The sequence below is a fragment of the Rhizobium laguerreae genome, from assembly GCF_019778565.1.
Lineage (GTDB): Bacteria > Pseudomonadota > Alphaproteobacteria > Rhizobiales > Rhizobiaceae > Rhizobium > Rhizobium laguerreae.
Map to the genome: position 1 here is coordinate 13,243 of NZ_JAAXQT010000020.1, position 23,165 is coordinate 36,407.

The 23,165-nt window shown below is 61.2% G+C and carries 22 protein-coding genes; 12 read left to right on the forward strand and 10 right to left on the reverse strand.

Going from position 1 to position 23,165, the window contains the following annotated elements; translation table 11 throughout:
• The first annotated feature begins 181 nt into the window (after positions 1-181).
• Both HFO71_RS34710 and HFO71_RS36565 read left to right on the forward strand, forming a co-directional pair.
• Positions 182-1,108: an AraC family transcriptional regulator gene (locus HFO71_RS34710; protein WP_183594535.1), complete on the forward strand. Its 927-nt coding sequence runs from the start codon at positions 182-184 to the stop codon at positions 1,106-1,108.
• Positions 1,109-1,281: 173 nt separating this feature from the next.
• Complete coding sequence (locus tag HFO71_RS36565) at positions 1,282-1,434, forward strand: polysaccharide deacetylase family protein (protein ID WP_206108859.1); 153 nt, start codon at positions 1,282-1,284, stop codon at positions 1,432-1,434.
• Positions 1,435-1,849: 415 nt separating this feature from the next.
• On the opposite strand, the gene HFO71_RS34720 is transcribed toward HFO71_RS36565, so the two are convergent.
• A complete protein-coding gene (locus HFO71_RS34720) occupies positions 1,850-2,809 on the reverse strand; it encodes a LysR family transcriptional regulator (protein WP_038614507.1) in 960 nt (319 codons plus the stop codon).
• A 142-nt stretch (positions 2,810-2,951) separates the two neighbouring features.
• Between HFO71_RS34720 and HFO71_RS34725 the strand changes: the two genes are divergently transcribed.
• From HFO71_RS34725 to HFO71_RS34735, 3 genes are all read left to right on the forward strand, one after another.
• Positions 2,952-3,914 carry an MBL fold metallo-hydrolase gene (locus HFO71_RS34725; protein ID WP_077976725.1) on the forward strand — a complete coding sequence of 321 codons (963 nt, stop codon included), beginning with the start codon at positions 2,952-2,954 and terminating at the stop codon, positions 3,912-3,914.
• 25 nt (positions 3,915-3,939) lie between these two features.
• The gene (locus HFO71_RS34730) at positions 3,940-4,524 is read left to right on the forward strand and encodes a dioxygenase family protein (protein ID WP_077976726.1); all 585 of its coding nucleotides are present in this window, start codon (positions 3,940-3,942) and stop codon (positions 4,522-4,524) included.
• A gap of 251 nt (positions 4,525-4,775) precedes the next feature.
• Entirely contained in the window at positions 4,776-5,873 is a 1,098-nt protein-coding gene (locus tag HFO71_RS34735; RefSeq protein ID WP_077976727.1) for an aldo/keto reductase, read from the forward strand.
• A 419-nt stretch (positions 5,874-6,292) separates the two neighbouring features.
• Here HFO71_RS34735 and HFO71_RS34740 read toward each other — a convergent pair whose 3' ends face one another.
• The 5 genes from HFO71_RS34740 to HFO71_RS34760 all read right to left on the reverse strand — a co-directional run bounded on the left by HFO71_RS34740 (position 6,293) and on the right by HFO71_RS34760 (position 12,273).
• Entirely contained in the window at positions 6,293-6,925 is a 633-nt protein-coding gene (locus tag HFO71_RS34740) for a class I SAM-dependent methyltransferase (protein ID WP_206117055.1), read from the reverse strand.
• A 67-nt stretch (positions 6,926-6,992) separates the two neighbouring features.
• Positions 6,993-7,634 carry a DedA family protein gene (locus HFO71_RS34745; RefSeq protein ID WP_077976728.1) on the reverse strand — a complete coding sequence of 214 codons (642 nt, stop codon included), beginning with the start codon at positions 7,632-7,634 and terminating at the stop codon, positions 6,993-6,995.
• 181 nt (positions 7,635-7,815) lie between these two features.
• Complete coding sequence (locus tag HFO71_RS34750) at positions 7,816-10,131, reverse strand: xanthine dehydrogenase family protein molybdopterin-binding subunit (RefSeq protein WP_077976729.1); 2,316 nt, start codon at positions 10,129-10,131, stop codon at positions 7,816-7,818.
• 10 nt (positions 10,132-10,141) lie between these two features.
• On the reverse strand, positions 10,142-10,606 hold the full coding sequence (locus tag HFO71_RS34755) for a (2Fe-2S)-binding protein (RefSeq protein ID WP_077976730.1): 465 nt from the start codon (positions 10,604-10,606) through the stop codon (positions 10,142-10,144).
• Between the two features lie 350 nt (positions 10,607-10,956).
• The gene (locus HFO71_RS34760; protein ID WP_077976732.1) at positions 10,957-12,273 is read right to left on the reverse strand and encodes an MFS transporter; all 1,317 of its coding nucleotides are present in this window, start codon (positions 12,271-12,273) and stop codon (positions 10,957-10,959) included.
• A 164-nt stretch (positions 12,274-12,437) separates the two neighbouring features.
• Here HFO71_RS34760 and HFO71_RS34765 point away from each other — a divergent pair, with 164 nt between their 5' ends.
• The gene (locus HFO71_RS34765; protein WP_170269571.1) at positions 12,438-13,361 is read left to right on the forward strand and encodes an AraC family transcriptional regulator; all 924 of its coding nucleotides are present in this window, start codon (positions 12,438-12,440) and stop codon (positions 13,359-13,361) included.
• Positions 13,362-13,477: 116 nt separating this feature from the next.
• Here the strand turns inward: HFO71_RS34765 and HFO71_RS34770 are convergent, their stop codons facing one another.
• Both HFO71_RS34770 and HFO71_RS34775 read right to left on the reverse strand, forming a co-directional pair.
• Entirely contained in the window at positions 13,478-14,293 is an 816-nt protein-coding gene (locus tag HFO71_RS34770) for an NAD-dependent epimerase/dehydratase family protein (protein ID WP_077976735.1), read from the reverse strand.
• Positions 14,290-14,751, reverse strand: a complete 462-nt coding sequence (locus HFO71_RS34775) for a MarR family winged helix-turn-helix transcriptional regulator (RefSeq protein ID WP_077976736.1) — start codon at positions 14,749-14,751, stop codon at positions 14,290-14,292. The genes HFO71_RS34770 and HFO71_RS34775 overlap by 4 nt, the downstream gene beginning before the upstream one ends.
• Positions 14,752-15,159: 408 nt before the next feature.
• Here HFO71_RS34775 and HFO71_RS34780 point away from each other — a divergent pair, with 408 nt between their 5' ends.
• Positions 15,160-15,630, forward strand: a complete 471-nt coding sequence (locus tag HFO71_RS34780) for a DUF2147 domain-containing protein (protein WP_077976737.1) — start codon at positions 15,160-15,162, stop codon at positions 15,628-15,630.
• Positions 15,631-16,241: 611 nt separating this feature from the next.
• Here the strand turns inward: HFO71_RS34780 and HFO71_RS34785 are convergent.
• Positions 16,242-16,490: a hypothetical protein gene (locus HFO71_RS34785; RefSeq protein ID WP_077976738.1), complete on the reverse strand. Its 249-nt coding sequence runs from the start codon at positions 16,488-16,490 to the stop codon at positions 16,242-16,244.
• 60 nt (positions 16,491-16,550) lie between these two features.
• Here HFO71_RS34785 and HFO71_RS34790 point away from each other — a divergent pair, with 60 nt between their 5' ends.
• Both HFO71_RS34790 and HFO71_RS34795 read left to right on the forward strand, forming a co-directional pair.
• Positions 16,551-17,465, forward strand: a complete 915-nt coding sequence (locus HFO71_RS34790) for an SDR family oxidoreductase (protein WP_131642908.1) — start codon at positions 16,551-16,553, stop codon at positions 17,463-17,465.
• A 312-nt stretch (positions 17,466-17,777) separates the two neighbouring features.
• Positions 17,778-19,358, forward strand: coding sequence for a methyltransferase regulatory domain-containing protein (locus tag HFO71_RS34795; protein WP_077976740.1), 1,581 nt, complete (start codon positions 17,778-17,780; stop codon positions 19,356-19,358).
• Between the two features lie 640 nt (positions 19,359-19,998).
• Here the strand turns inward: HFO71_RS34795 and HFO71_RS34800 are convergent.
• Positions 19,999-20,898 carry a LysR family transcriptional regulator gene (locus HFO71_RS34800; protein WP_077976741.1) on the reverse strand — a complete coding sequence of 300 codons (900 nt, stop codon included), beginning with the start codon at positions 20,896-20,898 and terminating at the stop codon, positions 19,999-20,001.
• Positions 20,899-20,993: 95 nt separating this feature from the next.
• Here HFO71_RS34800 and HFO71_RS34805 point away from each other — a divergent pair, with 95 nt between their 5' ends.
• The 3 genes from HFO71_RS34805 (at position 20,994) to HFO71_RS34815 (ending at position 23,041) form a co-directional block, all read left to right on the forward strand.
• The gene (locus tag HFO71_RS34805) at positions 20,994-21,827 is read left to right on the forward strand and encodes an SDR family oxidoreductase (protein ID WP_077976742.1); all 834 of its coding nucleotides are present in this window, start codon (positions 20,994-20,996) and stop codon (positions 21,825-21,827) included.
• 52 nt (positions 21,828-21,879) lie between these two features.
• The gene (locus tag HFO71_RS34810) at positions 21,880-22,374 is read left to right on the forward strand and encodes a lipocalin-like domain-containing protein (protein WP_077976743.1); all 495 of its coding nucleotides are present in this window, start codon (positions 21,880-21,882) and stop codon (positions 22,372-22,374) included.
• Between the two features lie 331 nt (positions 22,375-22,705).
• On the forward strand, positions 22,706-23,041 hold the full coding sequence (locus HFO71_RS34815) for a hypothetical protein (RefSeq protein WP_231285539.1): 336 nt from the start codon (positions 22,706-22,708) through the stop codon (positions 23,039-23,041).
• Positions 23,042-23,165: the final 124 nt, after the last annotated feature.

Sequence of the window (23,165 nt, forward strand, 5' to 3'; positions counted from 1 at the left end):
CAAGGGAGTTTCTGTCATGCTCGGCGCACTCCTCGCTTGTTTGGCACCTTCAAGCTAGATGGAGTGCACCGTGAACAGAATGCCCGAACTCTCAAGAAACTTGCCTATTCCTACAAGTGAGGATTCCTTGCCGGATATGGATTGCGTGTTGCATTGGCCTCGCAACAAACCGGAGGCTTGCGTGTCGTCGTCGCTTCTTGCCGCGGTTACCGGCTATATCGAGGGTCAGGGTGGCGGTGAGGGCCTGTTTCCGACCCCGATCGACGGCTTCAACATTGTCCGTTCTTGTCAGGCAATGATGATGCCGATGCGGGCGATCTACAGACCATCTCTCTGCGTCGTGATCCAGGGAGGAAAAGAGATCCTCTTTGGTGACGACATGCTGTCCTACGGCGCGATGGAGTGTCTTGTCGTAAGCGTGGAACTGCCGGCCAGCGGGCGGATCGTTGAGGCGAGCCCCGACGCGCCCTACATCGGGGTCACCATAGATCTCGACGTGACTGTGATGCGCGAGGTGGTTGAACAATTGGATGAGCCGCCTGTCCCACCTGTCAGCCACGGCCCCTGCATGTTCGTGAGCCAGGTCGATGTACCTCTGGCGGATTGCATCCAGCGTCTTGTCAGGCTGTCCGAGACGCCGAAAGCGATCCCGATCCTCTACCCCTCCATCGTACGCGAGATCTGCTTCTGGCTTCTGAACAGCCCGCATGGAGGCGAACTCTACAGGTTGGCGTTACCCGAATCGAATATCGAGCGGGTCGTGAAAGCCATCTCCATGCTGCACACGAACTTCGCCCAGACGCTGCATGTGGAGCATCTGGCCGAGGTCGCGCGAATGAGCCCGTCGTCGTTCCATCAGCACTTCAAGGCGCTCACCTCGATGACGCCGCTCCAGTTCCAAAAGCAGCTGCGCCTTCTCGAGGCAAGGCGACTGATGGTGGTTGAAGCTGCAAGCGTAGCAGAGGCTGCCTATCAGGTCGGCTACGAGAGCGCTTCGCAATTCAGCCGCGAATACTGCCGGATGTTTGGCGCTGCGCCGAAGCGTGACGCGATGAACCAGCAGCGCTTGAATAGCGAATATGCCAGCCGCACAGTTCGTACTGCGTAAATCGCGCGCCGGGAAGGCGGCTTTTTACAGTCTTCGATAAGAGCGGCCTTCTCGAAAAGAAATAGTGTTCTGACGGACGTGCGGAAATCCCCGTTAGACAACGTTCCGTCGCGATGAGTTAATGAAGTCTCAAGTGTCCGAAGCGGCGAGGGGAGCGGTTGCCGGCCAGTTCGATGACGGCCCCAGATATCAATCCTAAGCTATTTGATCTGCTGAAATGTCACGGCGCCAAAGCGACCTTCTTCAAAACGGCGGCGAACATCCGGGCGTATCCTAACCCGACAAGGCGCATCTCCGCAGAAGGCATGCGCTCCGTCCCCACGTGATCCCTAGGTGCTGGCGCGTGCGAGGGTGGATGGCGGTTGTGTGCGTCAAGTTCAGCAAAATTGAACGGTCATGGAGCTGGTCATGCGGCTTGACGCAGAGCGAGTTTCCTGTCTGTTTTCTGGACCTAGCAGCGACCGACACTGACCGCCAGTGGCGGTTTCGGGGTGGCGGTCACGCGCAAGTGACGGGGTATGCTCGAGGCCACCGCTGCTGGAGATCCGGTATATAAAAGAATAGGTCTCCGCCAGAACTCGCTACTTCAGCTGTTTTCCCGACCACCCGGCTAACGAATATATAGCGCGCAGACCGGAATCTCGGCAACATCCGGGCGTGGCGAAGGTGGTAGATGCGGGCGGATGCGAACCCGCCCGCACCTACGGATTTATCGGCCTCTTCCCGCCCGTCTTTTCTTAACTACCATCTCTGGTTACGGACGTATTCGAGGAAAGCCCGCACGGCTGCGCTCGTATGCCGCCGGCTCGGATAATACAGATACCAGCTCGGCAGTTTCTTTTTCCAGTCACTGAGCAGCTCGATAGTTCTGCCTTGTTCGATATCATCACGGACGTAATCCTCGAACAGGTGGGCAATTCCCGATCCCGCGAGCGCGGCTTGCCGCTCTTGTTGCGCTGAACTCAGCGTCAACCGACCGTTCGGGGTGATTTCCACTTCTTCGCCGTCTCTTTTAAATTTCCACGTCACCATGGTTCCGCCGGGGAAACGGCGACGAATACAGTCGTGCTGCAAGAGATCGCGCGGCGAATCTGGTCTACCGCGCCTGCGAAGATAATCGGGCGAGGCCACGATCGCATATTGCAAGGCGGGACCGAGGGGCATGGCAATCATGTCTTGGGCGAGCTGGTTCCCGAAGCGCACGCCGGCGTCGAAACCCTGCTCCACGATATCGATGATCGCAGCATCGCTGATGATCTCGACGTTGACGTCGGGATAGATTTTCATGAACTCAAAGGCCAGAGGGCACAGAAGGTGGTCGGCGGCCGGACCCGGGGCATTGATCCGCACGGTGCCGGATGGGCGCTCGCGAAGCTGATTGAGATCGTCGATCGCTGTTCTGATGTCGTGAAGCGCCGGCCTTAGCCGCTCGAGAAGCTGCTCGCCCGCTTCCGTCGGCGCGACGCTGCGTGTCGTTCGATTCAGCAGCCGGATCCCGAGCGCTTCCTCGAGCACGCTGATCGATTGACTGATGGCGGACGACGAAACGCCCCTGCCAAGCGCGGCGGCTCTAAAGCCGCCGCAGCGCACGACGTCCTCAAAGATCTCTAAGCTGTCTAGGCGTAGCGGTCGCATTGCAAAGTCCTGCTTAATAGGCTGATCCGTTTTCGTTAGCTTATCCGCACGCCCCAGCTGTGTCATCCTTGGAGAACATATAGCTAGGCGGCACCACGGATGATCGCGGCCCTTCCTGCCGACGCTTAAATCAAGAGCAGCACCTGCTAGCCGATATATCAACGGGATCAAAACTATGGGTGAAATCACACTGAACCGCAGGAAGATCATGCTGACAGCCGCGTCGGCCGTGACGGGGCTGATCTTGCCGCCCGGCATGGCCATTGCGCAGGCTGCTCCCGCTGTGTCGTCCCCAGCGCAAGGTGGAAATGCCGGCCATTACCGCTTTCACATCGGCGACATCTCAGCGACCGTGTTGAGCGACGGCTTGATCGGCGGCCCTCCGCGGGTCTACGCCAGCAATGCGCCGGAGGCAGAACTACAGGAGGTTCTGAGGCGCACCTTCCTGCCGACCGACCGCCTGACGCTCAATCTCAACACGCTTCTTATCGAGACGAACGGCAGGCGGATCCTCCTCGAAGCCGGAGCCGGGCAGACCATGGGACCGCAAGGCGGTCGCATCTTCGACAATCTGGCCGCCATCGGTTTGCGGCCCGAGGACATCGACGTCGTGGTGGTCTCCCACACGCATCCCGATCATGTGGGCAATCTTCGGACGGCTGACGGCGGCAAGGCTTTCCCTCGCGCGACGGTCTTTGCGCCACGGGCAGACTGGGACTTCTTCGTCCGCAACGATCCCGACCTTTCCTATATGCCGGTGCCAGAGGATTTCCGTCGCAATTTCGCAGCGGCCATCAAGCGAAGCGTCGAACCGGTCACCAACGGGATCGAGTTGTATGAAGCCGGCGCGGAGATCGTACCCGGGCTGACCACGCTTCCAGCATTCGGCCACACCCCCGGCATGGCAAACTTCCTTGTCCAATCGGGGGGCGATCAGCTCCTGCTGACCGCCGATCTCGCCTACCACCCGATCGTTAATGTCGATCGGCCATGGACGCCTGGGCCGGATCGCGACAAGGACACCGCACTCGCATCCCGCCGCCGCATCTTCGACATGGCGGCGGCAGACCGGCTTCTCGTTCTCGGCTTCCACTATCCATTCCCAGGTCTCGGTCGCATACTCAAGACCGACACGGCCTATGCCTGGGTCCCGGTCGATTGGCAGTTCTAATTCGGTGAGCAACGGAGGCCCCGCAATGACGACATCAAGGCGCGCACTTCTTTCGGGTTTTCTCGCCATGCCGCTCGTGCCGCTTTCCGGAGCGGTCGCTATCGGAAAGGAGGCGCCGTCGCTGCCGCTGACGCGCGCCTGCGCCGACGGAGACGAACCGACGCCCGCCCGCGAGGCCGGCCCGTTCTTCAAGCCGAACTCACCTCTGAAGCAGGATCTATATCTGGAGGCGCCCCGCGGCGAACGCATCACCGTGGCCGGCTACGTCCTCGATGATCGCTGTCGCCCCACGTCGCGCAGCCTCGTCGAGATCTGGCAGGCGGACGAAAACGGCGAGTACGATCGTTCGGGCTTTCGCCTGCGTGGGCACCAGTTCGCCGATGAGCAAGGCCGGTGGTGGTTCAACACCGTGGTGCCGGCGCTGTATCCGGGACGCACGCGCCACTTTCATTTCCGGGTTCAGCGTCCGGGCGGAGTTGTCATGACAACGCAGCTGTTTTTCCCAGGCGAGCCGGGCAATGCGCGCGACCGGATCTTCGACGAAACGCTGCTCATGACCATTAGCCCCGCTGGCGACGGTCAGTTCGCACGCTTCGACTTTGTGGTCTGAGCCATGGGTATCTCAGCCATCCAAACTCGCCGCGCCACCGGCTCCTCGCGGGTCGGAGCGGTCATCGCACGTCGCTTAGCGGCAGTGACCTAGCCGTCGTGCGCGCAAACGCGATCTCTCATGCCACTGGGCGGCGTCTTCGAGAGCCGCCGATCCGCATCGAAGGTCTGTGGTGGTTCGGTCAGTCACCCAGCCCGCGACGCGCAGAGGTCCGTGCACGAAGTCAAGCTTACAACAAAGGAGACTATTGCATGAGCGAACGGCAGAATTTCGGCTTCAGCCGGCGCGGCTTCATCGGTACGCTGGGCACGGGAGCCACCATACTGGCTACAACACCGTTCCTTTCCGGTGGGGCCAACGCCCAGGGCCAAGCGAGCGTGCCGAAGACGGCTGCCGCGAAAGCCGCGCGAACACGAACGATTCCGAGAACGCAGCAGACCCTCACCACACTCGGTCTCGGCACCTTCCTGACCTTTGACGCCCGCCCGGGTGACGACCGCAGCGGCCTCGGCGAGGTCTTTCGGCGCTACGTCGCGGGCGGTGGTCGGGTCATCGACACGTCGCCCCTCTACGGATCGGCGGAAGTTTCTGTTGGCGCGTTCCTTGCGGGTACTCCGGAGGCATCCGAGATTTTCGTGGCCAACAAAATTTGGTCGACCGGCGAATATCTCGGCGACGAGAGCCATGCTGTGGCAAGTTTCGAGCAGTCGAGGCTGCGTATCTGGCGCGACACGATCGACCTCATGCAGTGCCACAGCATCGTCAACGCACCGGTGGTCCTGCCCCTCATGCAGACCTGGAAGAAGGAAGGTCGCATTCGCTACGTCGGCGTGACTCACCATGAATCCGGACCGCAGGATCAGCTCGCCGAACTCGTGGAGCGTGGCGGTGTTGATTTCGTTCAGACGAACTATTCGATCTTCAACCGCAGCGCCGAGCGCCGGCTGCTGCCGGCCGCCGCCGACCGCGGGGTCGCTGTGCTCATAAACCTTCCGCTCGAAAAGGCACGCCTGATGAAGGTGGTGGAAGGTCGCCCGCTACCGGACTTCGCTCGGGAATTCGAAGCCGCGACCTGGGCACAGTTTTTCCTGAAGTGGGTTATGGCCCATCCAGCCGTCACGACGGTGCTATGTGGTACTTCGAATCCGGAGCATGCCGAGGAGAATGTCCAGGCCATGTACGGGCCCTTACCAGACGAGGCGATGCGCCGGCGCATGGTGCAGCATATGGAGGCGCTCCCAGGTTTCGCCGATATTGCACGAATGCCCTGGTATCCTGACAAGGATGCCCAGTATCAGGGGTTGATCCGGGCGGCACAAGCAACAGCTCGTGCTCGGACGGGCCAATGAGATTTCAACTTCGGTTAGTAGATGCTCTCGCGGATCGAGGGCGAAGAGCGGCCTCCATGGAGAGCCTCGCATGTTGCTGTTCAGAAAAGCGGCTCGAGGGGGAACCTGCAATTTCCCAGTTCTGAGGCTGCGGTGATTTGGCTTAAGACAAAGATCACAGCTTGACCTGTAAGATTCTAGAAGGAGGCAAGGTGCAGCTCTTGCCTCCTTCAGCGGAAATACCCCAGGGAATTTCGACATCGCCGCCCGTGCCGTCCCTATCGGTCGCGAAAGCAGCCGATCCGCCCAATGGTTAAAACCGCGTGCTTCACGGGTTGGCAGGACATGCCACTCGCGGCGACATAAAGGTTGTTGCGCAGGTAATCGCTCGAAGACGCCAGCTTGGACCAATCAGAGCTCCGTTCGCGCCTTTCCAGTTTTTATCCAGCGAGCTCGCGCTGTCGCAATGAGACGCGATCAAGGTGGAAAGGATTGGGGTGCGTGCGTCTGATCCGGTAGACAGCCGCCGGAGGAAGGTTGACGAGCGTGCCACCGATCCGTTCCGCCTGGAGCCCGAGGTGGTCCAATAATCGAAGCGGAACCGGACAACGCGGGCCGTAGGTAAACTGATAGAAGGCGCCGTCCGGCCTCATCTTGCGGAATGCGCCGGTCAGGATCGCGATCACCTTACGGGGCGGCATCGACAGCACAGGCAGGCCGCTGACCACGGCACCGGCTAGCCTCCCGTCGAAGAGGTCGATCGTACGCAGGCGGGCGGCATCCATCCAAAGCGTGCGCGCTCTTGGATAATGGAAATGGAGCGCAGCGGCGAACTCGGACCCGAACTCGATCAGCGTTAGGTCTTCCTCTCTGACGCCACGGGCGATCAGGGCGCGTGTGAATGCGCCCGTGCCGGGCCCAAGCTCGATCACCGGGCCGGTCTCGCGCGAGATTTCGCAGGTGATGAGGTTGGCCAGCGCCCGTCCCGACGGTGCGACGGCGGCGACGCGCAGAGGGTTCTTAAGCCATGCTCGTAAGAAGCCGAACGTCTCGGCTATACGCTGCTGTTTCATTGGATATCACCCCGAACATGTTCTTGGCCCGGTAGCACTGCCGATTGCGCGCCCCCGCCAGATGTCATCAGGTTTGGCATAGCGCGGCCCCCCGTCTGCGACGGGCGCGAACCCATCGTGCGAGCCAGAATAGGGCTACTTCTGTAACGAGCAGGCAGGCCAGGGCTGCCAAAGCGAGGACCGTCATGTTCCCCGTCTCGATCGTGTGGGAGGCGTAGAAGCCGATGCCGATGAACAGCCCGTTCCAGGCGGCTATGCCGGCTGCCGATGCCACGAGGACGCTACGCGACCTTCCGCGCAGAATGGCGGCGAAGGCCGGAGCGAACAGCCGGACGGTCGGGACGAGCTGGAGAGCGAACGCAAGCGTTGCCTGATTCCTGCGGAATGACGCAGTCCCGCGCTCAATGCGATCGACTGACATTCCGAAGATCCGCCCGGCTCTGTTCAGGAGGCGCACGGACCGCGCGGTGCCCATCCCCCGCAGGGTGTAAAACAAGGCTGCGCAGCCGAGCATACCGCCAGCGACTGTCGAAAGGAATGCAGCGGGCAGCGACCAGGCCTCGTCCGCTGCGCCGATTCCGATCGCCAGCAGCAGCCCGTAGGATGGGATGACCGGCACGAAGCGCTCGGCCAGCGCGATGGCGAAAAGACCAACGAGCCCATACGCGCCGATCCACGCCATGATCGCTGCTATCGGGTCAAAATCCATAATGCCATTCCTCTTCGATCGATGACTGGGGCAGCTTTCGCCGGATGCGGACCGCGCGACCTGAAGGGAGGCGGGCCGCCCCCGGTGGTTCTGAAGCCGCCCGCAGATAGACAGGATCAGTGGCAATTCTCGTCGGTTCGTCCGGCATGAGCTTTCCTGATCCGAGGCGAGCACACACGCCTCACGTCGCGGCGGGGGGCAAAACGGTCCGGGTTCGGCGTTCGTCGACAGTCTCGGTGACGGCCAGCGGTAACGAGCGTATCCGCCGGCCGGTGGCTGCGTGGATGGCGTTAGCGATCGCGCCGGCAACGGGCACGATCCCCGGCTCGCCCGCCCCGCCCGGCGGCAGGCCGCTGTCGACGATCGCGACCTCTATCGCCGGCGCATTGGCCAGACGCTGCATAGGGAAATCGTGAAAGTTCGATTCCACGACCGCGCCACCATCAAGCGAGATCGCGCTCATCAGCGCGGTCGTCACGCCGAAGCTGATGCCGCCCTCCATCTGGGCGATCACAGCGTCGGGGTTGATTACGAGCCCCGCATCGATTGCACAGAAGACGCGGTCCACTCTGATTTCACCGTCTGCGGCCACCGTCACCTCGGCCACCTGCGCCACGACGCTGCGATAGCACTCCTCGATGGCGATGCCGCGTCCGCGACCTGGCGCCATAGGCGTGCCCCATTTGGCCAACTCGGCCACGCGGTTGAGCACGGCGAGGTGGCGCGGACTGCCCCGAAGAAGTGCCCTGCGATAGGCCAAAGGATCCGCCCTGGCAGCCAGGGCGCATTCATCGATGAAGCTCTCTGTGAAGAAGGTGTTGAACGAGAAGCCGTTCGATCGCCAGAAGTGGATCGGCATGTGGCTGGGTACATGCTGGCTGCGGATCCGACGGTTGGGGACGGCGTAGTGCAGCTTGTCCAACCCCTCGACCGAAATGCGATCCCCATCGGGACCGGGGTTGACGGGCAGGTTGCGGCTGGCGATCGATTCGATGACTGATTGCGTCGCGACAAGCGCGTCATAGGCAACCGGCAGGCCGTCCGGCCCGAGGGCAGCGCGCAGTCGGGCAGCTGCATGGCTGCGGAATAGCCCGCATGCGATGTCCTCCTCGCGCGACCAGATCAGTTTGACCGGTCGCCCACGGTGCCGCGCCGCGAGGAAAGCTGCCTCGGCCACCACGTCCTGATCGCTGCGCCGGCCGAAGGCGCCGCCGTTCATGGTGATGTTGCAGGTCACCGAGGTTGGCTCGACTCCCGCCAACCCCGCGCCACGGGCTACGCCCTGCCGCACGGCCATCGGCGACTGCGAGGAAACCCACGTCTCTGCAGTCAAGTCGTCGCGGACGAGCACAGTCGCATTGATCGGCTCCATGCAGGCATGGGGAAGGAACGGCACCGTGTATTCCGCCTTGACCACCGTCGAAGCATTTGTGATCACGGAATTGGCGTCGCCGTCGTCGATATGCTCGTACGGGGTCGTGCTTGCGAGCGCGGATCGAAGTCGCGCTGACATCTCGGTGCTGCTGACACCGTCAGCATCGGTCTTGGTCCACTCGATATCGAGAAGCCAGGCGGCCTGCTCGGCGTGCCACCAGGAAGCCGCGACCACAGCCACCTTCTGCCCCTCGATGACGGCGACGTCATGCACGCCGGGCGCAGCACGAACCTCGGCCTCATTAACGACGCGGCCCACCTTGGCTCCGAAGACCGGCGCATGCCGAATGGCGGCATGGACCATGTCAGGCAGAGCAATGTCCATGCCGAAGACCGGCTCACCCCGCACTTTGGCAGGGAGATCGACCCGCGGCTGCGACCGGCCGATGATCCGCCATTCAGAGGCGGGTTTCAGCGCTGGACGATCGGGTGGTGGCAGGAGGGCGGCCTCGCGGGCAAGCTCGCCGTAGGACAGCCGCTGGCCCGAGGACACGTGTTGAACAAACCCGTCGCCGGTGGCAAGCTCCGCGGCCGGCACATCCAGCCGCGCCGCCGCCGCCGCCAGCAGCATGTAGCGGGCCGAAGCACCGGCCACGCGCATCGGGTGCCACATACCCATCGTCGAGCCTGACGCTCCGGTGGCGATGAAGCCCAGCTGCCCCAGCACGCGCCGACCCACCCAAACAACCGGTCCGGACGCCTCTTCCGGGCGGATCTGCAGCATGTTGAACCACACGGAATAGGCCGGATGCGCCTCCGTCGGGAATTCGACAGTGATGCGGTCGTCGAAAGGGATATCCAGTTCCTCGGCCACCACCATGGCAAGGCCGGTATGGATGCCCTGGCCCATCTCGGTGCGCGGAACATTGACGACCACCCGGCCGTCGCTCTGGATGATGAGGAATGCATTGAGCGCGGCCCGCTCGCCGTTGAGATGGCCGTGAAGGCCGTCGACATCGACGGTGGCGAGATAGCCGACGCCGCCGACAGCGGCGACAAGGGCGGTGCCGCCAAGGGCCGCGCCGGTGATCAGGAAGCCGCGACGGGAGAGAAAACGGGCCATGACTGTCTCCTCAACGCTCGGCCAACATGGCGGCGGCGCGATGGATCGCGCGGCGGATGCGCGGGTAGGTCCCACAGCGGCAGATATTGGTGATCGCCTCATCAATGTCGGCGTCTGTCGGACGTGGCTTCGCCTCCAGCAGCGCCGTGGTGGCGACGATGAAGCCCGGTTGGCAAAATCCGCATTGCGGCACCTGCTCGTCGAGCCACGCCTGCTGCACTGCCGATAGGGCGCCGTTCGCCTGAGCCAGTCCCTCTACGGTCACCACCGACGCGCCCGCGATGGAACCGACTGGCGTGATGCAGGAGGGAGTGGACTTTCCGTCGATGAGGACCCGGCAAGCCCCGCATTGGGCAATGCCGCATCCGTATTTCGGGCCGAGCAGCCCGAGATCCTCACGGAGCACCCAGAGGAGGGGTTTGTCGACCTCGGCGTCGACGCTCAACGACCTTCCATTGACGACCAACTCAACCATGCAGTTTCTCCTGATTATTGCCCGCATTGCGTTGCTGATCGTCCGTCCCGTTGCGGCGCCACACGGCGGCGCGAAACTCGCCCCGGCCGATCAGAGGAAGCCTCCGTTGGCGGAGACGAGGTGGCTGTTGATCCACTCGCCGTCTCCCGCGCACAAGGCGGCGATGGCCATGGCTACATCCTCCGGTTTGCAGATGCGGCCAGAGGGGGCATGGACGCGGACCTGCTGACGCTGGGGCGGCGGCGAGCGCCAAGACGGTGCGACGGGCGTTATCGGGTCGGACATGGAAAGAACCTCTCTTTCGCAGAAATTCGTGAAAGTCGGGGGTTGCGGCCGTGGCCCTTCGGCAGTCACGGCCGCCGTAGCGAGGCAGCAATGCGCTGGTTTGCGATCAGCATGGCGATGCCGGTCAGGATGCTTGCGACTGGGACGGTGAGCAGACCGAGCCCAAGGCCGTTGGGAACCTGCGCCGCTGTCGCTGCATCGCTGATCATGCCAACGATAAGGGGGCCGAGTGCCGGCCCCAGAAGACCGGAGCCGATCATCGCGAGGCTCGTCGCCATCGCCTCCTTGCCCTTGCCTGCCACCAAATGGGCAGCGCCGAAGCACCAGGGCAGAAGAAACGCGAAGGACAACATGCCGGGGACGAAAAGGAGGATAGAAAGCCACCCGACCGGCGCGAGCAACGCAGCGGTCGTTGTCAGGCTTGCGACCATGAACAGGAATGCGGGCGGCCCGAGCAACCTGCCGGTGCGGGAGCGCACTGCGCGGTCAAACAGGCGCCCACCTATCAGTGTTCCGCAAATCCCCATCAGGCCCTGCAGCAGTCCGAACGCGAGCCCGGCTTCGCTGGCGCTGAAGTCGTGGGTGCGGATCAGGAAAGGAACCGCGAAAGCGTAGAACGGTGCCGCGGCGAAACCGAGTGCGATCGAGCCGATAAACAGCCAACGAAATGACGGGGACGAAAGCAGTTGCAAGCTCGACCGCAGGAAAGGTTCGCTCGTGGCGGCCGAGCGCTTGAGCGGTGGGGTCGGACCGACGACGAGGAGCGCCAGCAAACCGATCAGCACGCCCATGGCGCCGGCCCCTACCAGCGCTGTACGCCAGCCGAGCGTATCGCCGATAGCGCCGCCGGCGCCGAAGCCCACCATGGTGCCGAGTGGAATGCCCATTGAGAAAATGCCGAGCGCCAGCCCGCGGTGCGCGGGCGGGATCTTCCGGGCGATGATCGCGTGGCTGGAGGGCGTTCCGCCGGCCTCGCCGAACGCGACACCGAAGCGGGTAAAGGCAAGGAACAGGAAGCTCATGGCGAGGCCGCCGAGCAATGTCATAGCGCTCCAGAGCAAGATGCATAAAACGAGGGCGGAACGGGGCGATCCTCGATCGGCGGCGCGGGCGAGGGGCATCGACAGCAGCGTGTAGCAGACCGCAAAGGCGAGGCCCGTGAGCAAGCCCATCTCGGTGTCGCTCAGATCGAGTTCTTCCTTGATTGACTCGGCCAGGACGAAGGGAAGCATCCGGTCGATCTGGGACGTGGCGCTGACAAGAAATAGCGTAATAAGCAGCATTGTGGCCCGCCGACCCTCAACGTACTCATCGCCGCTCGCAGTAGATATGGTGGGCAGATCAGCGTGCTTATCTATTGACGAAGCGGCCGTTTCTGTCATGCTTGGTGCTTCCCTGGCTGTGAGTGACGTCATCAAGCTAGAGGAAGTCTTCCATGACCAGAATGCCGAATACCTCAATAAACTTGCCTATTCCTACAGGCGGCGATATGCTGCCGGCGGAAGGGCGAGTGCTGCGTTGGCCTCGAAACCAACCGGAGGTTCGCGTGTCGTCATCGCTGCTTGACGGGATCACCGCATACATCGAAAACCAGGGCGGCGGTGAAGGCCTGTTTCCGACGCAGATCGAGAACGTCAACATCATCCGTTCCTACCAGCAGCGGATGCCTATGCGGCAGATCTATCGTCCGTCGCTCTGCGTGGTGGCTCAGGGCGCAAAGGAAATTCTCTTCGGCGAAGAGACGCTTCGCTATGGCGCCATGGAATGCTTGGTCGTGAGCATGGAAATGCCGGCCAGCGGGCGGGTCGTCGACGCAAGTCCGCAGGTGCCCTATATCGGCGTCACCATCGATCTTGACGTGACGATGCTGCGCGAGGTGTTGGAGCAGTTGGAGACGCCACCGGTTTCGCCTGCCACGCCCGGTCCATCCGTGTTCGTCGGAATGGTTGACGAACCTTTGGCGGAATGCGTGCTGCGCCTGATCCGAATGTCCCAGACGCCGAAGGCAATCCCGATCCTCTACCCATCTGTCATGCGGGAGATCTGCTATTGGCTTCTGACCGGCCCGCACGGCGCCGAACTCTGCAGCTTGGCCGTGCCGGAATCGAATTTCATGCGGGTTGCCAAGGCCATTTATTTCCTGCGCGCAAATTTCGCCCAGACGCTGCGTGTAGAACAAATGGCCGAGGTGGCGCGCATGAGCCCGTCATCGTTTCACCAGCATTTCAAGCAGCTCACCTCGGTGACACCGCTTCAGTTCCAGAAGCAGCTGCGCCTCCTTGAGTCACGACGCCTGATGGTCGCGGACGCTGCAAGCGTCGAGGAAGCCGCCTACAAGGTCGGCTACGAAAGCGCTTCGCAGTTCAGCCGCGAATACTCGCGGATGTTCGGCGTTGCCCCAAAGCAGGACGCGCTGAACCATCAGCGCATGTATAGCCAGTACGCCAGCCGCAAGGCGCGAACAGCGTAAGGCCGTGTTGCAGCAGGTCGCCCCTTGCAGCCTCGGTTCGGAGCGGCCTTGCTGCGAAGAAATGCCATTGTGAGTGGCGCGGATATTCCTCCGGCCGTCAGCTGCCGACGGCGGCGTCACATCAGGTTTTCCTGCATTGCCTGATAAACGGTCCTCACGATCGGCCGAAAACCAATACTGCGAGCGAGTGAGACATCCATGTGGAGGCGCCAGGGATTGCCGAGCGGTGCCGAAGACGGTTCCATTGTTCCGCCGACCAGCGCAACAAGCTCGTAGATCGAAGTGGGCGCCTCATCGGCGATATTGACGATGCGCCCATCCATAGCGCCGGTCAGGGCGAGGTTCATGGCGGTTGCGATGTCGCGATGATGAACCATGCTCATCCTTTGGGCCGGCTGCATTTTGAAGTTTGTGACCAATCGCGGCAACTCTTCGAGATGTCCGTCCTTGTCGCCATAGACGAAGCCGAACCGCTGGATCGCCCAGTTTAGCCCGCTTTCACGTAGCGCGTTCTCGGCGGCGAGCTTGCTGGCCGGATAGGCTTGTTGCGGGTTGGCCGCATCGTCCTCACGGCCAGGGCACGGGCTGTCCGCGTCATAGACATTGGACGTGCTTGCCATGATGAAACGTGCCTCGGGCGCACGCGCCTTTGCCGCGGCGATGAGGTTGCGCGTGCCTTCGAGGTTGCTCTTCCAGATAAGATCGGTGTCGGGCGTGCGGAAAACCGCAGCGAGATGGATGATCGCCGAAACGCCCTCTACCGCCCGCATGAGGGACGCGGGATCGAGGAGGTCCGCTTCTGCCGCGCTGACGCCGGGAGGCGCCTGCTTCCCGCCACGCATCAGGACACGGCAATTCGCCGCTGCTTCGACAAGGCGCGGAAGAAGGCGGGCTCCGACGAGCCCTGTTGCGCCGGTTACCAAGACTGTCATGACGCTGTTCCTTTCTGTAGCTGGTTTTCGAGACGCTCCGTTGCGGTCTGAAGAACCCGGACCGCGACCGCGATGTCGGCCTCGTCGATGCCGTCGAACGCGACCGAGCGGATGAAAGAGAGATCGGGCAGCTCGCCCCACAACTTGGCGCCGGTGGCGGTAATGCGTAGAAGCTTCTGGCGCTGATCAACCCGGTCGGGCTCTTGCCCGACGAGACCCTTGCGCACGAGGGTCGCGACAATGCCGGTCATTGTGGCGCGTTCGATCGTAAGCAACCGCACGAGATCCCGCTGCATGGTCGGCCCGGCAGTCGCGAGCTGGTAGAGCACGTACCATTGCACGGATCCGAGATCATAGGGACGCAGGGCAGAGTCCATGACCGCCCGTCCGGCGAAGTAGCATCGCTTTGTCCAGGCTCCGATAAGTTCGCGATCTGTATCTTTCCGCTCCCGATCCATCAACGCATGTTCCAATTTTGCTAGCTACCTAACAAATACGTGAGGTACCAAACAAATGTCAAGGGGATCCGCTTTGCTCAGATCACTGGCGGGAGGGAGAGGAGGCAGCATTGGCGGCTCGAACGAAGGCCGGCTTGCTCGCCTCTTCACGAACTGCTGCGCGAGCTGGGATGAGCCATACTCGCTTTGCTCAACTGTAGGATCAGGCAGGAAATTTGAGCTTCTGGGCATTCGGCGCCGCGCAGCGAGCATGTAGCTTCACGGGCGCAATGTCCCGGCAGTTGTCCGGCCGGTTCCAAGACCGCGCTCCTTTTCAGGAGAGCCGCTGGATCATTGGCATCCACAGCGTCTGGCGCGCACGACTCTCTTGTCGATGTCCGCCCTAAACCGTCAAAAAGGAAGCATAGAATGGTGAAATCACTAATGGGCCTGTTGCTGGCTGCAGTGCTCTCGGCAGGAATGACAGGTCTCCCGGTTGGGGAGGCTTTCGCACAGGCCTCTTCGCCGGATCAGATTGTCGGCGTATGGGAGTCCGAGGACGGCAACCTTAAACTTGAGATGTTCGACGCCGGAGAAACCTATGCGGCCCGGGTCCTCTACGGAAAGCTTCTGGTCGAGGCTGATGGCAAGACCTTCAAGAAGGACACCCTGAATCCGGATCCGAACCTCAGGAGCCGTTCTCTGGAGCGAGCTGTTCTGGTGACCAACCTCAAGTGGGATGCTGCTGACGGCCGCTGGGAAGGCGGAAATTTCTACAGCGGAGCGACTGGCCAGACCCATTCCGCCCGAGCAACGCTTGTGAGCGGAAAACTGGAACTCCGCGCCTATAGGGGCACCACCCTTCTCGGCCGGACCATGGTGCTTCGCCGCGCGCAATGAAGCGATAAAGAAGCTTCCGCGACCCACCCGGGCAGCAGCCATGCCTTCGAAAGGGAGCGCACAATGATGTGCGATTCAACACAAGCGCCATAGCGGAAAGTTCCTCGCCTGTTGGTCGGGAACTCGCCCGGCCAAGCGGTGGCACTCGGCGTTCCCGCCCTCAATCGTTGGCTCGATCGAACCTAGGTCCCTTCGGCCGGCTTGGCCGGGGTTGATGGCCTTCGCTTCATATTGAGAAGAGGTATGATCGGCGGCCCGCTGATGGATACGGGCTTTGGCTTCTGCGGCGCGTAGATGGTGCGCCGCGCCGCCATGGCCTATGCCCGAGCCCGGCCGGCAATTAGGATCAGCATCGCGCCTGGGCAGTCAGGCTGTTCGCGCTGACGATCGGATCGTGACTCTATCGAGTGGAAGATGGCTCTGGTCCGTGCTGGTCGGAGGGTTCGGTCGCGAGCCGGACTTCAGCGGCTAGTTCGACGCGATCATTGTGTTCTTTTTTGAAGTTCCCAATCTCGCCATTGCTGAATTGGTCACCCGCGTCAGTCGAAGAAACTGGAGTGTGCTGGTCGAAAGCGGGGCATTTGTGCTGCTGCTTGCTTGCCTCAGCGCCTTCATCGTGTTGCGACCTCGCTGTTCACCTCAATGTGAGCGCTGAAAAGGGTGCCTTCGTCGGGCTGACCGGTTTGGCGGCTGGCGGTCTCACCGTTTTTATGCGGCCTGAAGCCTTCGGACGATTGACCTGGATCGGTTGCTAGCGATGCGTGCTTGGTAGGCATGGTCGTAGAATCAGGCATGTTTTTTACGCCTTCAGGCATGGCAGTTTGCGCCGCAACTGGCATCTTGAGGATGAAGACGAACATAGTGCGTCGAGGCAAGAATCGCTCGACCCTCCTCCGCCTTGCAAGAAGAAAGGATCGTAGATGACCAAGTGGACGGCCAGTAATATTGCATCTCAACAGGACCGCGCGGTCGTGGTGACCGGCACCGGGGGGCTGGGCTACGAGGACGCGCTAGCTCTGACCCGCGCCGGCGCCCGCGTCGTGATCGCCGGGCGCAATGCTCAAAAGGGTGCTGAAGCCGTGGCCGCGATCCGACATGCGGTGCCTGGCGCGCAGGTGCGGTTCGGACAAGTGGATCTCGCAGACCTTGCGTCGATCGCCAGTTTTGCGGCGCGGCTCGCGCAGGAGCAGGACAGGCTCGACCTTCTGATCAACAATGCCGGAGTCATGAGACCGCCGGTGCGACGCGAGACCAGCGATGGCTTCGAACTCCAGTTTGGAACGAACTATCTCGGCCATTTCGCCCTCACGGCTCATCTGCTGTCGCTCTTGAAGCGTGGGCATAGGCCGCGCGTCGTGACCCTCGGCAGCGTGGCGGCGCGCGGCGCCGCGATCGACTTCGATGACCTGCAGGCCGAGCGCAGCTACAAGCCGATGCGGGTCTATGGCCAGTCCAAGCTTGCTTGCATCATGTTCGCCTTCGAGATGAGCCGGCGCAGCAAGGCGGCGGGATGGGGCGTTGAAAGCCTGGCGGCCCATCCGGGCATCACACGCACCGACCTGATTGTGAACGGCTCGGGGCGGTCGAGCCTGCCCGGAATGCTGCGCCGTTTCCTGCCCTTCCTGTTCCAACCCGCTTGGCAAGGCGCCTTGCCGACGCTCTACGCTGGGACCGATCCGGTGGCACGGGACGGCGCGTACTATGGACCTGACCGAATGGGCGGGATGCGCGGATATCCCGTCGAGGAGACGCCCCCGAAGCAGGCGTTGGATAGCGGCGCGGCGGCGCGGCTCTGGGATATGTCCTTGAAGATGACCGGCGCGATTTTCGCATAAGACGCCGAGCCGTGTCACTCCTTGTCCCTATCCGGCTGCATCGGTGAGCGATGGCTGCCGGGTCACCGGATCCGCCGACGAGTCGTTCGGCTGAGGGGACTCGTCCTAGCCAGTGACAATCGACCGTCTTCCTCGGGTATCCGGTTCCCGCAAGGCGTCGAGGTCATGACGGTTTCATTCACGGGAATGGAATGTGTCGCCGTCGGTTTCCCCCTGTAACGCGTGGTGCCGGCCAATGTCGCTTACTTCTTTTCAAAACCAACAACAAAGGACGACAGGCGCGAGCCTTGAACGTGTCCTGGAGACTTCCTGATGGCATGGTCATACGGCTACTTCACTGACCTCAATTATACCCATGGATACTATCCGGAAATGAACCCGGCGATGTTGCGCCTGGCATGCCTGTGCAATGCCGTAGAGCCGCAACTGCCCGATGCGCCGTCCTATCTGGAGCTAGGCTTCGGGCAGGGGGTTACGATCAATATGCTTGCGGCGGCGTCTTCCGGAACTTACTGGGGTACTGACTTCAATCCAGCGCAAACAGTCGAAGCTCGCAAACTGGCCGATGCGTCTCGAGCCGACATTCACCTGTACGACGACTCCTTCGAGGAATTTGCCAACCGGAGGGATCTTCCGGACTTTGATGTTATAGCGCTTCACGGCATCTGGAGCTGGATCTCGGAAAATAACCGCAAGATCATAACCGACATCATCCGGCGGAAACTTCGGCCCGGGGGTGTCGCGTATATTAGCTATAACTGCCTGCCCGGCTGGGCTCCAGTGGTACCGATCCGGCAGCTGATGTCCCTTTACCAGGACTATGGGGGCGGGAAGATGTCGAGACCCATCGAGATGATCGAAGGCGCGGTGCAGTTCGCGGAAGAAATCGCAAAGGCAGGCTCGTACTATTTTCGGGACAACCCTTTCGCCAGGCATCATCTGGAGCACATGGGTAAACAGGGACGCAACTATCTCGGACACGAGTATATGAATGCGGTTTGGCATCTCGAGCATTTTTCCGACATGGCCCGTAGCCTCGATGAGGCCAAACTCACATATGTCGGCTCCGCACGGCTGCTTGACGGCATTGATGCGTTCCAGCTCAACGAGGAGGGCACTAGATTCGTGTCGCAGATTGGCCATCCGATCATGCGCGAGACGGTCCGCGACTTTCTGGTGAACCGGCGCTTCCGCACCGATATCTTCGCAAAGGGAGCAAGGCCACTCCCGGGTCGGGAACATCGCGACGCCTGGTGCGCGCTGGCATTCGTGCTTGTAGTCCCGGAGATTGATGTCCCGAAAAAGATCATGTGCGCGAGGGGCGAAGTGGCACTGCCCGCCGACAAATACGACTTGATCCTCGAGGCTTTGGCCGACGATGGCTACCGACCAAAACGTGTCGAGGAACTTCTCAAACACGACAAGCTGCGAAAGCTTAAACCTCAGGACATTGTTGATCTCCTGACGGTACTCACGGGGGCTGGTTTTGCCGCCCCGGCCCAAGGCCCCTCGGAGACGGTCTCCGAGCAGTGCAGGGCGCTGAACCGACACATTCTGCAACGGGCGCTTGTCAGCATGGATCTGCATCACATGGTATCGCCGGTGACCGGCGGCGGGATCGGGCTCAACCACATGACACAGCTATTCGTGCTCGCCACTACCGCGGGCAAAGAGGGCGCGGAGGCCTTGGCCAACTATGTGTGGGATTTCCTGGACAGCACTGGCGAACGCCTCGTGAGGGACGGCAACAAGATTGAAGCCAAGGACGAAAACTTGAAGGAGATTAGGATTTTGGCCAGAAAATTCGTTAAGTTTGGGCGACCGCTTCTGCAAGCCTTGCAGATCATTGATGCCCCTGAGGGCGGCGGATGGTCGAATGAGGCTAAGCGATGATAGCTCCCGACAGGGCACATTCCTCCATGGCTTAAAGGAGAGAGATGGAATTGACAATTATCGAAGGGTAGTGGGATGCCGGCGTCGGCACTTGGATCGACAACGTGGATGGGCATGCGGCCATTCTGTCGCTAACGGGCGCCGCGAACTCCACCGCGACGTGTCCTACCGCAGATCTACGAGAACGACCTCAACACCATTTCAAAAACCATTCGTTATCACTCCGGGAACTGTCTTCAGGTGCCCTCAGATCCGACAGAGCTGCGAATTCGGGTTTCACCACAAATGGACGCGTTCGGCTTTTCGCTTCGCATCAGCGAGAGCCTTCTCCGGCGATCCCGCGGGAAGGCCGCAAACTCCAGGCCGCGGGTGACTCTGAAAGGAAGAAAAGACATTGAGGCAATAATCCCTCCATTGGTAGCCTCCGTTCAGGGGTCGGTCTCGCATCAGCGCCATCGAATATTGAACCAATCGAGGGCAGCATCACCTTTGAGAGACGAATGCGGTTCGTCTCACCAAATCTCCTCCCGGCAGCCCGGTAAGCCACCAGTTCTACGCGAACGGTGATGCGAACACAGCTCGGGTGCCGCAGGTCTTCCTGAATCCATCAGGCGGGTCGGACGCCATTCCCCGCGCCCCGTCATCGTGTCTTATCCACCTCTCGCAGGAGGTCGATGAAGGCGCGTAACGGGGACGGCACGTGCCGGCTGCGCGGGTAATAGAGCGCCAGGCCAGGTATGGGCGGACACCAGTCATCAAGAACGGTCACAAGTTGGCCCGATTCGAGAAATGGCTGGGCGAAGTGCTCGGGGATATAGGCGATGCCCCGTCCGTCTGCCGCCGCCTGCACGAGAAGATCATTGTCATCAAGGGTAAGATTGCCGGGGACGTCGACCGCGACCTCGGCGCTGCGTTTGGAAAACTCCCAGCGGTAGCGCTTCCCGCTGGGGAGACGTTGGCGGATGCAGCAATGAGCATGCAGGTCATCCGGCGTGTTCGGTATTGCTCTACCGTCCAGATAGGATGGCGCCGCCACGGCTATAAATCTCACGTCGCCTCCGAACTTCACCCCGATCATGTCTCGCGGGATGGCCTCCAGCAGGCGCACTCCGGCATCGAAACCCTGTTCCACGATATCCACGAGCCGACCTTCCGAAACCAGATCAAGCTCAACGTCGGGATAGAGATCCAGGAAAAGCGGCACGACTTCCGCGAGGAGGATGCGGGCTCCGCTCTTGTTCGCGTTGATCCGCAATGTGCCGCTCGGGGTGCCGCGCTCCTCCGAGAGGGTATCGAGCGCCTGATCGAGATCCTGAAGAACCGGATCGAGACGCGCGAGGAGGCGTGCGCCAGCCTGGGTCAGCGACACGCTGCGTGTCGTCCGGTTGAAAAGCCTAACGCCCAGTTTTCCCTCCAGTCCAATGATCGCGTGGCTGAGTGCGGAGCGCGAAACCCCCATGACCTCAGCAGCCCTGCGGAAGCTGCGGTGGCTGGCCACTGCCGCGAAGGCGGCCAGATCATTCAGACTGGGACGCACCATTCGTGATTATACCTCACCACACCATCTCATATTGAAGATCTTATAACACCAATGTCGCTGAATTACATTCGGAGATGAACAGATGAGGAGTTCACATGCTCAAGACATGGTTCATCACTGGCGCTTCCTCGGGGCTCGGCCTCGAGATGACACGGCAACTGCTCGCCAAGGGACACAAGGTGGTCGCGACAACCCGCCGGTCCGACGCGCTGGCGCAACTGACGCAGGATTACCGCGAACGCCTGGATGTCGTCCGGCTCGATCTGGTTGAATCGGAAAGCATTACATCGGCCGTCGGGAGCGCATTCCAGCGTCACGGTCGGATAGACGTGGTTGTCAGCAACGCAGGCTATGGCCTGTTCGGTGCTGCGGAAGAGCTCACGAATGGAGAGATCGACCGGCAAATCGCCACCAACCTTACCGGATCCATCCATCTGATCCGTGCCGCACTGCCCCTTCTTCGAAAGCAAGGCGGGGGACGGATCGTCCAGGTCTCGTCCGAAGGAGGGCAGATCGCCTATCCGGGCTTCAGCCTCTATCACGCAACCAAGTGGGGTATCGAAGGCTTCGTCGAATCCCTCGCACAGGAAGTGGGTCCCTTCGGCATCGACTTCATTATCGCCGAGCCGGGACCGACCGGCACGAATTTCGGAGCCAATCTCGTCCGCGCGAAACCGATGGATGCCTACGATGAAACCCCTGCCGGCGCCGTCCGCCGGGCGATCACTGAGGGCAGCTTCGAGATCAAGGGAGATGCGGCGCGCACCGTAGCTGCAATCATATCAGCCGCCGAGAGCGAAACACCGTCATTGCGGCTGGCGCTGGGTAGCACGGCTTATTCCTCAATCTCAGAGGCGCTTTCCGTACGCCTCGCTGCCCTTGAGGCGCAGCGGGGAGTGGCGAATTCCGCCGACCGGCAGGATCTGTGAACCGCGACAGCGGCCTGGAAACACAGACCTCATGAACAGGAAAGGAAACAGCATGTCCATTCGACCAATAATATTGGCTCTCGCCCTTAGCATTTCGTCTTCCGCCTTCGCGCAGACTGCCCCAGAAAATCAGGTAGTAGGCACTTGGCGGATGATGTCGGCGACGATTGATCCCGGTGGAAAAAATATCTCTGCCTATGGAGAGAAACCCAACGGTCTTCTCGTCTTCACTCCCGACATGCACTTCGTGGAAGTTCTTACCGACGCCGGCATCCCGCGTTTTGCTTCTAACGCTCGCGGTGCGGGAACAGATGATGAAAATCGCATGGCCATGTCACGCAGTATCGGGTTTTTCGGAACTTACACCGTTGATGAAAAAGGAGAATTGAGCGGAAACCGTGTCGAAGGGGCGACATTTCCGAACTGGGTCGGCAGCGTGCGAACGCGTGATGATCTGAGGCTGGTGGTTGACGGCGACCGCATGACCGAACAATTCCGGAGGCCGGAAGGCACTGAAATCAGGATTGAATGGCAGCGTGTCAAATAAGCCACCGGGGGCACCGGGCCTTTGAGCAGGTCTCGACCTTGTCGAGCGTCCGTTCTTCCACCCCGCCCAAAACGAAGGGCGCGATAGCTCTGCATCCTCGAACCATGTGCGCAACCCAGGGAGGTCGTCGATCGCAAGAAGCCGGAAGGTGATCCGCTCGTCCGCAAAGCCCCAAGTTTTAAACGGAAATTGTTTTTCTGACTTTTCCAATGTCAGAAACAAGCCGTTCTAGGGCGGCCGCAATGTCTGCAAATCGGTGCAAAACTAACCAGATCTGAACGCACTGCATCCACCCCCAGCCAATGTTTCTTCTGATACCAGGCCAACGCCATTGTTAGATAAAAAGAATCTGAAACGGATGGATGATCGTCAAGAAGGCCGCTCGATTGTCTTATATTCGAACTGGTTCGTCCCTGGCGGCGCGCGCTGCCGGCTTGAACGGCCTTCGAGGCTCACTATGTCTGGTGTAACCCCGAACCGGAGCATCGCCATGGATCGAAGCGCGGCCGATATGCTGTCGGAATTCTATATGAAATTCTTCCGCCGGATCGCGATGAAACGTGTGCACCGGATGCAACGACATGTCCGTGCTGTCGTAGGTTTTCGTCCGGCCTCAAGCATGGATGACGATGGCTGCGGGATCTGCGACGAATGCCTGGCACCGTGACCGCCTGCACAGAAACACCTCCATCAATTCCGGCGACGTTCGAAGACGCGCTTGCGAAGTTGCCGGACGGCTATGTCGACGGATATTTTGGTAATCGATCATGGGGTGTTACCGTCAAGCGGTC